This is a genomic window from Prochlorococcus marinus str. MIT 9515 (genome assembly GCF_000015665.1).
Taxonomy (GTDB): domain Bacteria; phylum Cyanobacteriota; class Cyanobacteriia; order PCC-6307; family Cyanobiaceae; genus Prochlorococcus_A; species Prochlorococcus_A marinus_P.
Genome location: NC_008817.1, coordinates 555,382 through 567,414, shown reverse-complemented (window position 1 = coordinate 567,414; position 12,033 = coordinate 555,382). Strand labels below are relative to the sequence as shown.

Here is a 12,033-nt window from a genome sequence, read left to right as displayed (position 1 = left end):
GATAATTATTGAATAAATTAAAGATATAATCATTTAAATAAGTCTTTTAAATATGAGTGAATTTATATTGCCAATAATGGAGATATTAATAGGAATAATATTACTTTTTGCCGGTGGAGAATTATTCATTCAAGGGGCGATTTCTTTATCCTTAATTTTAGGTATACCTCAAATTGTAATAGGTTTAACTGTTGTTTCTTTAGGGACAAGTTCTCCTGAATTATTAGTAAGTTTAAATTCAATCTTCAAAGGGAGTGACTCTCTAGCAGCAAGTAATGTAATTGGAAGCAATATTTTTAATGTTCTTGTTGTATTAGGAATAAGCTCATTGATAACACCTTTAAAAGTAAAAAGCAGAATTGTAAGAAGAGATGTCCCTCTTCTAATAGCTATTTCATGTGCAGTTTGGGCAATGTCATCAACAGGTCTATTAACTTGGCAGGCAGGGATTTTTTTAATATTTTGTTTAACTTTAAATACAATTTGGGAAATAAATACAATACAAGAGAATGAAGAGGAGACAAAAAAGGCTGAGCCTGAGATTGAGGAATCTCAAGGAAGAGAGAGAAGCAAATTCAACATTATTTTTAAATTGATATCTGGAATTCTTCTTCTAAGTTTTGGTTCAAATACTTTAGTAAATGGTTCTCAATCTTTAGCAACTCTATTAGGCGTAAATGAAATAATTATTGGTCTCACGATAGTTGCTACGGGAACCTCACTGCCTGAACTCGTTACTTCCATAATTGCAGCATTAAAAGGTAAAACAGATCTTGCTATTGGTAACGTCATTGGAAGTAATTTACTCAATCAGCTTCTTATACTGGGAAGTTGCAGTATTTTTTCCGGATTAAAAGGTCTAACAATTGATCAAAGCCTTATAAAAGTTGACCTACCATTCATGGTTTTGACTACTTTTGCGTGCCTTCCAATTTTTTGGACAAAAGGTAAGATTTCTAGAATTGAAGGCTTTATACTTTTGAATCTTTATATTTTTTACATCATGGATAAGTTATTGTTCTTGAAAGAATTTAACAATCTCTATCAATTGAGGGTGTGTATTTTTATTTATTTTTCTTTATTCACAGTATATCTTTTTACACAAGAAAAGTTAAAAACATCTAGAAGATAATTTCATCAGCCATACATAGTTACAAATTCCTCTGAAATAGTTGGATGCAAAGCCATAGTATTATCAAAATCCTTTTTAGTTATTCCTGCATTTAAAGAGACTGAAACCATTTGAATAATCTCAGATGCTGCTTCACCAAACATATGGCAGCCTAAAATCTTATCATTTTTTTTGTTGACCACAAGTTTTAACATACATTTAGATTTGTTTTTTTTAAAGGTGTTGGACATAGGAGTAAAACTACATTTGAAAATTTTTATATTTAATTCCGAGTAAATTTCTGTTGCCTCTTCCTCACTAAGTCCAACGGTTGAAATCTCTGGGATAGTAAACACTGCCTTAGGAATATTTTGATAGTTAACTTTTCTTCTACGATCAGCAAAATAATTATCGGCGAAAACCCTCCCTTGTTCTATTGCTACTGGGGTTAAATTTGGCCTCTTGATTATATCTCCAATCGCAAATATATTGGAATTACTTGTCTGATTAACTTCATTAACATCTAAATAAATACCATCCATTTTAAGATTTAAAGTATCTAAATGCAATTCTTTGAGAGCAGGCTCTCGTCCAGTTGCAATAAGTATATTATTGGTTAAAAATTTACTTCCTGATACTAAAGTCGACTGTAGTTTTCCCTTAATTTTTTTTATAGACTTTAATTGATTATTAAATTTTAAATCTATGCCCAAAGAGGTCATTGATTTTTTCAAACATTCTGACAAATCTTTGTCAAATCCACTTAGCAAGTTCTGACCTCTAATTATTTGTATAACCTCAGTACCTAAGTTTTTAAAAATAGATGCAAATTCACATGCAATATAGCCTCCACCAACTATTAATAATGTTTTAGGAAAATCTTGCAATTCAAAAATATCATCACTACTCCATGCTAAATCTACCCCTGGAATTTCTAGTTTTTTGGGTTTACCACCCACCGAAATAAGAACTTTATTAGCGCTTACTTTTCTTAAAATGTTTCTTGTTTTTGGACAAACCACTTCTACTGTATTTTGATTTTTAAATCTTCCTAAGCCTTCAAAAACTGTCACGTTTAATTTTTTTAAAGAGTTTGAATGTATGTGACTCAATCTAGATACTTCTTCTCTAACGTTTTTTAGTAACACACTAGAATTAAAAGTTATTTCTTTATTTATTAGTCCATACCCTTCAGCAGAAACCATATTCCTTCTATTATTGGCAGCATAAACCATCAGTTTTTTGGGAACACAACCTCGAAGAACACAAGTTCCACCAATCTTATTAACTTCTATTATTGCAACTTTTGCTCCATAACTTGCAGCGCGCTTTGCAGCGGCCAAACCGCCGGAACCAGCGCCAACAACAATTAAATCAAATTCAAATTCCAAAATCTTTTTAAAACATATATTATATCCTTATAACGAAGTCTAATATCAAATAATGAATAAAGTTTTGAGTTGGGCAGATTTAAGTAAATTTGAAATTGATGATATTGATAGAGTTAATGGGATAAATAATTCTTACTCTAATTTAAGATTATTTGGTCATAGTGAAAAAGAAGTTGATCTTACTTTATTTAGAGATAGACATTCATGGTGCCCCTACTGCCAAAAGATATGGTTATGGCTTGAATTTAAGAGGATTCCATACAAAGTTAAAAAAATAAATATGTATTGTTATGGTCAAAAAGAAAAATGGTATCTCAACAAAGTAAGTTCAGGTAAATTACCTGCAATAGACTTGAATGGGGAAATAATAACAGAAAGTGATAACATCATATCTCTTTTAGAAAATGAATATGGAACACTTGGTTCATCGCTCCTTTCAAATGATATTCGTGAAGCAAGAATTTTAGAAAGAGAAATTTTTAGATCATGGTGTAATTGGCTTTGCAGAAAAAGCTTTAGTTATCTAGATGAATCCTTTAGTAAAAATAAATTTAAGGAATCTATTCAAAAATTTGAAAAAATATTAAGTTCATCCAAAACAGGATTCATTGATTCACAAATAAATGATTCAGATAAAATAGAGCCAGGGACTGGAGATATTATTTTTATTCCCTATATAGAAAGAATGAACGCTTCTCTAAGCTATTACAAAGGATTCAATTTAAGGAATAATTACCCTCACATTGATAGATGGCTTTCTCTCCTCGAAAATCTGTCTCCCTATAGAGGTACTCAAGGGGATTTTCATACACATTCTCATGATCTACCTCCTCAAATGGGCGGCTGCTTTAAGGATGTTAATGATCAACAAATTTTATTATCTAATCTAATAGATGTTGGAGAAGGGCTTGGGAAATCAGAATTTAATCAGGCTGTTGACTTAGATTATTACGCTAAATTTGCCCTCAAAAGAGTCTTGAAACATAAAGATAATATTATCAATGCAAATCCTTATGAAAAAGACTTATTTGATCAATCATTAAGATCTGCTCTTACATATATGATTACCTCTGAAATTAATAAAGTTCCTGACAAAGCTGTCATGTCTATCAACTACCTAAAAAATAGAATTTCAGTCCCAAGAGACATGCCTGTCATTTCTGCAAGATTATTGAGGCAATCATTAAATAAAATAGGGTCACCTAATGTTAATTCCAAAACTGATAAGATTCCAGTTACACATCGATATGATCAAGACCCTTCGAAATTCAAATTAAATCAAAGATCATAAATTTTTTCTTGAATCAATTTGAAGAAGATCTTTTATTTTTTGAACTTGACTTGCAACATTTGGATCACTTGACAATTTTTTTTCCACTTGCTCGATAGCATACATAACCGTGGTATGATCTTTACCTCCAAATTCATCTCCAATTTTTGGAAGGCTCAAATTAGTCCCTTGCCTCATAAGATACATGCCTATTTGCCTTGCCTGACTAACTGGCTTTCGTCTGCTTGAACTAACTAATTCTTCAGCTGTTACTGAAAAGAAGTCTGAGACCTTTTTTATTACCTGCTTTGGCGTTACGACTACTCCAACACTATTTGGATCAAGCATTGGAGCAATTGATTGAACTGTCATAGGTAAGCCTGTTATTGATGCGAATGCAACGGCTCTAGTAAAAGCACCCTCTAATTCCCGAATATTTGAAGAGAATCTTCCTGCGATAAATTGAACCAAATCTCTTGGAAGATTCATTCTTTCTTGTTCAGCTTTTTTCTGCAGAATTGCCATTCTTGTCTCAATATCAGGAGGTTGAATATCTGCTATTAATCCCATTGAAAATCTAGAGATCAGCCTTTCTTGTAATTTAGGAATCTGACTAGGAGGCCTATCACTTGCAATAACAATTTGTTTACCAGCTTCATACAAAGCATTGAAAGTATTAAAAAATTCTTCTTGGGTATATTCCTTGCCCTCCAAAAATTGAATATCGTCAATTAATAGTAGATCTACTGATCTGTATTTATTTTTAAAGACATGCATTCCATCTTTTCTTATAGATTGAATCAAATCACTACTAAAAGTTTCTGTTGAAACATATAAAACTTTCGCTTCAGGATCAATTTCCACTCTGTAATGACCAATTGCCTGCATTAAGTGGGTCTTACCAAGACCAACTCCACCACAAATAAATAACGGGTTAAATTCTCTCCCCGGAGATTCTGCGACAGCTAAAGCTGCGGCATGAGCCATTCTACTGTTAGGACCAACAACAAATCTTTTAAATACATAACGTATATTTAAAGAATGAGATTTTTTTGTTCTATTATTTGTATTATTCCCTTGACTTGTAGAAATAGACCTTGTCTGAGATTTAATACTTTGTTGGCTAACGGTGTCAGGAATATTTGAATTGTTGTTGACATTATTTTCAGACTTAAAAATCACCTTTACATTATGTCCACAAATTTCTTCTGCAGCTTTTTCAATAGTTTCACTATAATTTTTTCTAAGCCAATCACTTGTAAAGTTATTTGGAGTAATCAAAGTTAACAAGCCATTTTCAAAACAATTAAATTTAGCTGGCCTTATCCAAGTTTCGAAGGAAGGTTTACTTAAATTTTTTTGAAGTAATTGTTGAACTTCTGCCCAAATAGGATTGGTTGCTTGCACTAAATTTATTCAATAGACATTTAATCTAGTAGGGATTTATTAATTGGTCATTCTCAAATCGCAAGATCACGATAAATTTAAAATTTATTAACAATGCGCATTATAAAAAAATTTTTTTAATTACAAATTCTAACCATTGTCTAAACCTTATAATAATGAAAACATATGGAGTTTTATTGGACAAGGCACTGCTAATTGTGATGGCTAAGTGGCATGCTTATGGTCGTTGTAAAACTAGATTATCAAAAGATATAGGTAAATTTTGTTCTGCAAATGTGCAAAGAAAAATGACAGAACATACAGTTTCTGTTGCTAAAGCTATAGAAAACAAAGGTTTAATAGATATTTCCTTAGCCATCTCTGGTCTTGGATTCAAAAAGAGTAAAAGATGGTCTAATGAGTTAGGAGTTAGAAACTTTAATTTACAAGGGAAAGGATGCTTAGGAGAAAAGATGAGAAGACAAATTCTTATAAATAAAAAATTCAACCTAACAAAAACACGAAATATTATTTTTATAGGGACTGATCTTCCAGATTTTTGTCATTTGGATTTATTAAATGCCCTTACAAAACTAAAAAAAAATGATCTTATTTTAGGCCCATCAAATGACGGGGGATATTGGCTAATTGCTTTTTCAGAAAGATTATTATCAACTGATTTATATTTACCTTTTATAAACATTAAATGGAGTAGCGAAGATGTCCTTAAACAAACCATAGATAACTTCAATCAAGTTGCCATAACACACGACTTTCTTCATAGAAAAATTGATATTGATACAATAATTGATATAAAAAAAAGGGAATAATTAACTTGCCTAAAATCTCAATAATTATTCCTACGTATAATGAATCTCAACATTTATCATTACTTCTTTCAGATTTATCAATATTCAATGAGGGAATAGAAATTATAATTGTTGATTGTAATAGTGAAGATAAAACTAGAGACATAGCTAAATTTTATAGAACAAACATATTTAAATCAAAAGAAAAGAATAGAGGTTTGCAATTAAATCTAGGAGCCAAAAAAGCTAAAGGAGAATGGTTTATTTTCATACATGCAGATTCTAGGCTTAGTAAAGGTTGGTTAAAAAAAGTGAAATCAGTTATTAGAAACAAAGAAAACTTTATTTATTTTTTTAAATTCAAGATTAATAATGAAAAGCTCATTTATAGATTTCTTGAAATAGTTGTAAACCTTAGAAGTTTCTTTTTAAAAGATCCCTATGGAGATCAAGGACTTATAATTCACAGGCGGACATATTTCAAAAATAATGGTTATAGAAAAATTCCTTTGATGGAAGATCTAGATTTCATAAAAAGATTAAAGAATAACGAACATCTAAAAATGTTAACAATTCCAATTTATACAAGTAGCAGGAAGTGGGAAAAAACTAATATTATTTCTCAAGCATTCAAAAATTGGAATTTCAGAAAAAGGTGGTTAAGAGGGGAATCTATAAAATCTTTATATAATGACTACTATAAAAAATTAAATTAATTTGCATACCAAAAAGCACATTTTGAACCTTTTGGTTCTAGGATCCAACCCTGTCTTTTGTAGAAAGAGACTACCTCTGCATCAGCGAATAGAGTAACCTTTGATATCCCAGTTTTTTTTAGTTCTTTTAATATATATTTCATCAATTCTTTACCTAATCCTAGTCCTTGATAAACAGGATTAACAGCAACATCCCATATGGTTGCTTCAATAACTCCATCCCCTGTACATCTAGCGAAACCTACAAGCCTAGGAAATTTCTCATCATGACGCCATAAACCTACTACTAAAATACTAAATTCCAAAGCTCTTTTTACTCTCCTTATTGGCCGCCTACTCCATCCTACAGTCTGTAAAAGTTGGTCTAACTCAATAAGATCAAACTCCTTATTTTTACTACAAACAAAAATCTCATCTTTTAATTTATGGGTGAATTCAAAAGAATTCAAACCATAATACTTAAGGAGCTCTTCTTGTGAAAGATTATTTGTTTTCTTAATTGATGATCCCTTGTTCCTAAAAATCATTAAAAGCTAGCGAATCCTTTTTCTTGAAGTTCAGAGAGCTGGAAATATAAGCCTTTTTTGAGTCTAAGCTCTCTGTGATTTCCTTCTTCAACTAAAGCTCCGCCTTTCAAGACTAATATCTTATCAGATTTTTCAATAGTAGCTAATCTATGCGCAATAACTAATGCCGTTCTTTTATTCAAAATCCTTTCAAGATCTTTTTGCAAAGTTGCTTCTGTGGAAGGATCCATAAAGGCCGTAGCTTCATCCATTATCAAAATGATTGGATTTCTTATAGCTACTCTTGCTACTGAAAGAAGTTGTCTTTCTCCAGATGAAAGATTACCCCCTCTCTCCCTAAGATAAGTATTCAATCCATTAGGCAACTTTTTTAATAAAGTATCTAAACCCAACTCTTTACAAATATTTTCTAAGTCTTGATTATTTATTTCGTTATTTAATTTTATGTTATCGGCAACATCACCACTAAAAATAAAAGTATCTTGGAGCACAACCCCAAGCATATTTCTAAGTCTTGCTATTGGTATATCTTTAATGTTTACATCATCAATTAAAATCTCGCCATCTTGAGGCTCATAGAGTCTGCAAAGTAATCTTATGATGGTTGATTTTCCAGAACCAGTTGGACCAACAAAAGCAACATGTTCTCCAGGATTAACTAAAAAAGATAAATCTTTTATTACATGTTCACCTTCTTTGTAGAAGAAATTTACATTACGAAATTCAATCTTCCCTTTAAATTTATAATTCTTATTTAAAATACCCTTTGAGATTTGTTTAGAAGAAAATGTGTCTTTAATCTCAATTTCTTCATCTAATAATTCATTTATTCTCTCTACAGCAGTAAGTCCTCCTTGTATCTGAGTAAATCTTTCTGCTAATTGTCTTAAGGGTTCGAAGAGTCTTTGGGAGTAAAGAATAAAAGTTGTTAATGTTCCTAATCCAATATTACCCGAAGTTACTAGATACCCTCCTACAGCTAAAACCAAAGATACTGCAGCAAGAGATATCCATTCTATAAAAGCAGATATACTACTATCATAAAAAATGGTCCCGTTTACTGCTTTTTGATATGCAATACCTGTATTAGAAAATTTCCTGCTATTAAAAAATCCTCTCCTAAACATTTGAACGACTTCTAATCCTTGAAGGTTCTCTTGAAAGTCAGAGTTAAGTTGAGATAACTCCTCTCTCACTTGATAATTTGCTTTTCTGTAGCGTTTTTGAAGCCAAATAATAAAATAGGAAACCGGAATTTGAGTTAAAAGAAGCAACATTGCGAGCCCTTTATCTATCGAAAGCATTGTTAATGAAATAACTATAAGACTTACAAAATCAGCAATAACTCCAACCGCCCCGCTGCCAAAAACTTCTGCCAAAGCATCTACATCATTGGTAAGTCTTGTTAGCAATTTACCAACAGGCATTTTATCGTGATACTTCAGAGAAAGAGAAATAGAATGTTCGAAAAGCTCTCTTCTAATCCTCGCTGTCAATCTCTGTCCAACGGATTGAATATTATAGGATTGATAGCCCTGCAAAACCAATCTAAATAGAACCGTTATGAACAAGGTAATAATAATTAAATTTATAGATTGACCAAAGAAGGTTTTGCCTAACCAAACATCTGTACTCTCATTTTTTAATATTGTTATCGCTTGACCAACCAATAATGGTTGAATTGCTCCTGCAAAAGAAACAGGTAATAAGACTATTAAAATAAGATAAATTGTTTTCTTATCTTTAGTTAAATATCTACCTAATTTTTTGATTCTATTAAAATCATTCAAAAACATTTATTTAAATATGCTATGTACCTTTAAAAGATTCTATTGATAAAATCACATCTCGGAGAGGATTGCTATCTAATCTAATAGAGAGAGGATTGGCAATTAACCTTGCAGTTGAATAAAAAAGATCATCAATTTTACTTAAACCGTTTTCTTTAAGAGTCTTGCCTGTTGCGACCAAATCAACAATAGCTTCAGCCATCCCCGTAATAGGACCAAGCTCGACTGACCCAGTTAAATGGACAATCTCAACGGGTATATTTAAGTCATCAAAATAGGCCCTTGCCGTTTTTGTAAATTTACTTGCCACTTTACAATTAGCGGGAAGATCGGTCGGTTTTGAATAATTACTAGTATTTTTTACTGCAAGAGACATATGACATCCACCAAACTCTAAATCAAGTAACTTAGCTACTTTTAATTCTGACTCCTGTAATACGTCATATCCTACGATTCCTAAATCAGCTTGTCCGTAACTTACATAAACGGGAACGTCTCCATTTCTTACCAATAAGGCCTTTGCTCGTTTACATTCTGATTCAATAGTTAATGATCTATTATTCTCTAATAATGCATCAGAGAAGTTCAATCCTGCTTTTTTAAAAATTGAAATTGAATCCTCTAACAGAGCTCCTTTGGGTAAAGCTATAGTAATCATAGATCAATTTTTACGCAATCTTTTAATTCTAAGGTAATAATGGAATTTAATAAAGAGCAAACAATAATTGGAATTAGAGTTCTCAGTGATAATGTCATATGGTTATGGAGAAAGAATAATTCAGCAGTAGTAATTGATCCTGCCCTTTCTCAACCTGTAATAGAATACCTAAAAACCCATAATCTTTATTTAAAAGCTATTTTACAAACACATCATCACCACGATCATATTGGAGGGACAAGAGAACTTATAAAAGAATGGCCTAAGGTTAAAGTTATAGCTTCAGCAAAAGAAAAAGATCGAATACCATTTCAAAATTTATCTGTCAAAGATGGAGACAAGTTAAAATTATTAGACGAGGAAGTTCACGTGATAGAAGTAATAGGGCATACAAGATCACACCTGGCTTTCTACATTCATAATAAAGTTCCAATTCTTTTTATTGGTGATACGTTATTTTCAGCTGGATGTGGAAGAATATTTGAAGGAACTTACAAACAAATGTATAACTCACTTAAAAAAATAAAGTCATTACCTAAAAACACCACTATTTACTGTGCTCATGAGTATACAAAGTCAAATCTTTTATGGGCCTTAGATCTTGAACCTGAAAACGAAAATATAAAAAATAAACTAATTGAAGTTGAAAAGAAAATTGCGTTAAAAGAACTTACAATTCCATTTCTACTCGAAGAAGAGTTGATAATTAATCTGTTTTTAAGAGCAGATAATTTAAAAAGATTTTCTTACTTAAGAGCAAATAAAGATACATGGGTTTAAATTTATAGAAACATCTTTCATCAAATGTCCTCATCAAAAGTAATTAAGACTTCTAATGCCCCAGACCCAGTTGGTCCTTATAACCAAGCTATAAAAGCAGGAAATTTTATTTATTGTTCTGGTCAAATTGCTATTGATCCAGTTTCAAATGAAATAAATTGCCTTGGGAATATCGAAAAGGAGACTACTCAAGTTTTAAAAAATCTTCTAGCTGTTCTTAATTCCGGAGGAGCCACAGCGGAAGATGTTATTAAAACAACTATATATCTAACTGATTTAAAAAATTTTAAAACTGTCAATGAAATATATAGTGACTTCTTTAAGGTAAAGAACCCCCCAGCAAGAGCTTGTGTTGAAGTTTCTTCTTTACCTAAAGGCGTTTTAATTGAAATAGATTGTGTCGCATACTTAGATTAATTTATAATTATTTAGAAATTTGAAATAAGAGCCAATTCTGCACCATATTTGTATAGATTATTAATAACAATTCTTCTATGATCTATGACAGCAGCAAAGCTAAATATAGACGAACTAGAAGCAGGTTATCCTTTATTTTGTAAAGCTCTAAGGTTATTAATTTTAAAAGGGAACTCAATAAAAGAGATTGAGAGGACTGTATGTTGGGGGCATCTTGAAACATTAAATAGATGCCTACCTGGCAGATATAAAGCTCCTACCTATTTAATGGCTCTTATCAAAAGAGATATAAATAAACCTAATAATTATTAAGAAGATTATTTTTCTAAAAAGTAATTATCTAATCTTGTAGAAAATTCTTTTTCATTACTTAGTATTTCCGTAGAATCTAAAAATATTGATACACTTACAAAATTCTTACCAAAACTAATATTTGGATAGATATTTTTTTCTTTACATAATTCATCTATTTTTTTTAAAAATATACTAATTTTTTGATACTCTTCAAATTCAAATCTTTTTTCAATTCTTGAAGGAGAATCCCTATGGTTCCACATTTAGGTGAATTTTATAACAATAATTAATACTATACATTTATGCGATATTTTTCCTGATTTTTTTACAAATAAATTTGATCAAGCAATAACTATAAAAAGTCTAATTAGGTTCCCAGAAGTCAATAATTCCACCAATAGTTAAATCAGTTTGAACTTCTGGATTAGGACAAGCAAACCTTGCTGCTGAACCACTAGAAGTAAAAACCCAATTCCCCTCTCTAGCTCCAACAGGATCAACCGCAACAACCTTTTTACCTTTATTATTTTCTAAAATTCTTAAATTCATGTGTCCCAATCCTGGAACTCTTTGAGTGCATACCATTCTTCCACATACTTTCATTATTTCCAAAATTTCTATACCTCTATTTGTTTTGGACTATTAGGGTCCCAATGATCAATAATTCCAACAATAGTTAAATCACTTGGATATGATTTGCTACCGGCGGCCTCTCTCGCGGCAGAACTACCCACACAAATTACCCAATCTCCTGGTTTACAACCAACGGCATCCACTGCAACTTTGTTTGAGGATCCATCTAAAACTACTTGTAAATGTTTATGTTCGAAACCAGGAATTCTATTGGTTGATACAAGTGGTTTTACAACCTTGCAAATTAACAT

General features: G+C 31.3%; 15 protein-coding genes. 7 read left to right on the top strand and 8 right to left on the bottom strand.

Annotated features, from left to right (window positions below; genetic code table 11):
- Positions 1–52: 52 nt before the first annotated feature.
- Entirely contained in the window at positions 53–1,132 is a 1,080-nt protein-coding gene (locus tag P9515_RS03135) for a calcium/sodium antiporter (protein ID WP_011819946.1), read from the top strand.
- A gap of 5 nt (positions 1,133–1,137) precedes the next feature.
- Here P9515_RS03135 and gorA read toward each other — a convergent pair whose 3' ends face one another.
- Positions 1,138–2,502, bottom strand: a complete 1,365-nt coding sequence (gene gorA, locus P9515_RS03130; protein ID WP_011819945.1) for a glutathione-disulfide reductase — start codon at positions 2,500–2,502, stop codon at positions 1,138–1,140.
- 52 nt (positions 2,503–2,554) lie between these two features.
- Here gorA and P9515_RS03125 point away from each other — a divergent pair, with 52 nt between their 5' ends.
- On the top strand, positions 2,555–3,793 hold the full coding sequence (locus P9515_RS03125; protein ID WP_011819944.1) for a glutathione S-transferase: 1,239 nt from the start codon (positions 2,555–2,557) through the stop codon (positions 3,791–3,793).
- On the opposite strand, the gene dnaA is transcribed toward P9515_RS03125, so the two are convergent.
- Entirely contained in the window at positions 3,788–5,179 is a 1,392-nt protein-coding gene (dnaA, locus tag P9515_RS03120) for a chromosomal replication initiator protein DnaA (protein ID WP_011819943.1), read from the bottom strand. The genes P9515_RS03125 and dnaA overlap by 6 nt on opposite strands.
- Positions 5,180–5,379: 200 nt before the next feature.
- Here dnaA and P9515_RS03115 point away from each other — a divergent pair, with 200 nt between their 5' ends.
- Positions 5,380–5,988, top strand: coding sequence for a TIGR04282 family arsenosugar biosynthesis glycosyltransferase (locus P9515_RS03115; protein WP_041710565.1), 609 nt, complete (start codon positions 5,380–5,382; stop codon positions 5,986–5,988).
- Positions 5,989–5,993: 5 nt separating this feature from the next.
- Positions 5,994–6,683 carry a TIGR04283 family arsenosugar biosynthesis glycosyltransferase gene (locus P9515_RS03110; protein WP_011819941.1) on the top strand — a complete coding sequence of 230 codons (690 nt, stop codon included), beginning with the start codon at positions 5,994–5,996 and terminating at the stop codon, positions 6,681–6,683.
- Here the strand turns inward: P9515_RS03110 and P9515_RS03105 are convergent.
- From P9515_RS03105 to hisG, 3 genes are read right to left on the bottom strand one after another with little or no spacing between them, the layout of a single operon-like run.
- Complete coding sequence (locus P9515_RS03105; RefSeq protein ID WP_011819940.1) at positions 6,680–7,210, bottom strand: GNAT family N-acetyltransferase; 531 nt, start codon at positions 7,208–7,210, stop codon at positions 6,680–6,682. The genes P9515_RS03110 and P9515_RS03105 overlap by 4 nt on opposite strands.
- Entirely contained in the window at positions 7,210–9,006 is a 1,797-nt protein-coding gene (locus P9515_RS03100; protein ID WP_011819939.1) for an ABC transporter ATP-binding protein, read from the bottom strand. Before P9515_RS03100 ends, P9515_RS03105 begins: the two co-directional genes overlap by 1 nt.
- A gap of 13 nt (positions 9,007–9,019) precedes the next feature.
- Positions 9,020–9,658, bottom strand: a complete 639-nt coding sequence (gene hisG, locus P9515_RS03095; RefSeq protein WP_011819938.1) for an ATP phosphoribosyltransferase — start codon at positions 9,656–9,658, stop codon at positions 9,020–9,022.
- A 39-nt stretch (positions 9,659–9,697) separates the two neighbouring features.
- On the opposite strand from hisG, the gene gloB reads away from it, so the two are divergent.
- From gloB to P9515_RS03080, 3 genes are all read left to right on the top strand, one after another.
- On the top strand, positions 9,698–10,438 hold the full coding sequence (gene gloB, locus P9515_RS03090) for a hydroxyacylglutathione hydrolase (RefSeq protein WP_011819937.1): 741 nt from the start codon (positions 9,698–9,700) through the stop codon (positions 10,436–10,438).
- Positions 10,439–10,462: 24 nt separating this feature from the next.
- The gene (locus tag P9515_RS03085) at positions 10,463–10,855 is read left to right on the top strand and encodes a Rid family detoxifying hydrolase (RefSeq protein ID WP_011819936.1); all 393 of its coding nucleotides are present in this window, start codon (positions 10,463–10,465) and stop codon (positions 10,853–10,855) included.
- An 84-nt stretch (positions 10,856–10,939) separates the two neighbouring features.
- A complete protein-coding gene (locus tag P9515_RS03080) occupies positions 10,940–11,167 on the top strand; it encodes a DUF3136 domain-containing protein (RefSeq protein ID WP_011819935.1) in 228 nt (75 codons plus the stop codon).
- 5 nt (positions 11,168–11,172) lie between these two features.
- Here P9515_RS03080 and P9515_RS03075 read toward each other — a convergent pair whose 3' ends face one another.
- The 3 genes from P9515_RS03075 to P9515_RS03065 form a co-directional block, all read right to left on the bottom strand.
- Positions 11,173–11,412 carry a 4a-hydroxytetrahydrobiopterin dehydratase gene (locus P9515_RS03075; protein WP_011819934.1) on the bottom strand — a complete coding sequence of 80 codons (240 nt, stop codon included), beginning with the start codon at positions 11,410–11,412 and terminating at the stop codon, positions 11,173–11,175.
- A 100-nt stretch (positions 11,413–11,512) separates the two neighbouring features.
- The gene (locus P9515_RS03070) at positions 11,513–11,761 is read right to left on the bottom strand and encodes a carboxysome peptide B (protein ID WP_011819933.1); all 249 of its coding nucleotides are present in this window, start codon (positions 11,759–11,761) and stop codon (positions 11,513–11,515) included.
- A 5-nt stretch (positions 11,762–11,766) separates the two neighbouring features.
- On the bottom strand, positions 11,767–12,033 hold the full coding sequence (locus P9515_RS03065) for an alpha-carboxysome shell vertex protein CsoS4 (protein WP_011819932.1): 267 nt from the start codon (positions 12,031–12,033) through the stop codon (positions 11,767–11,769).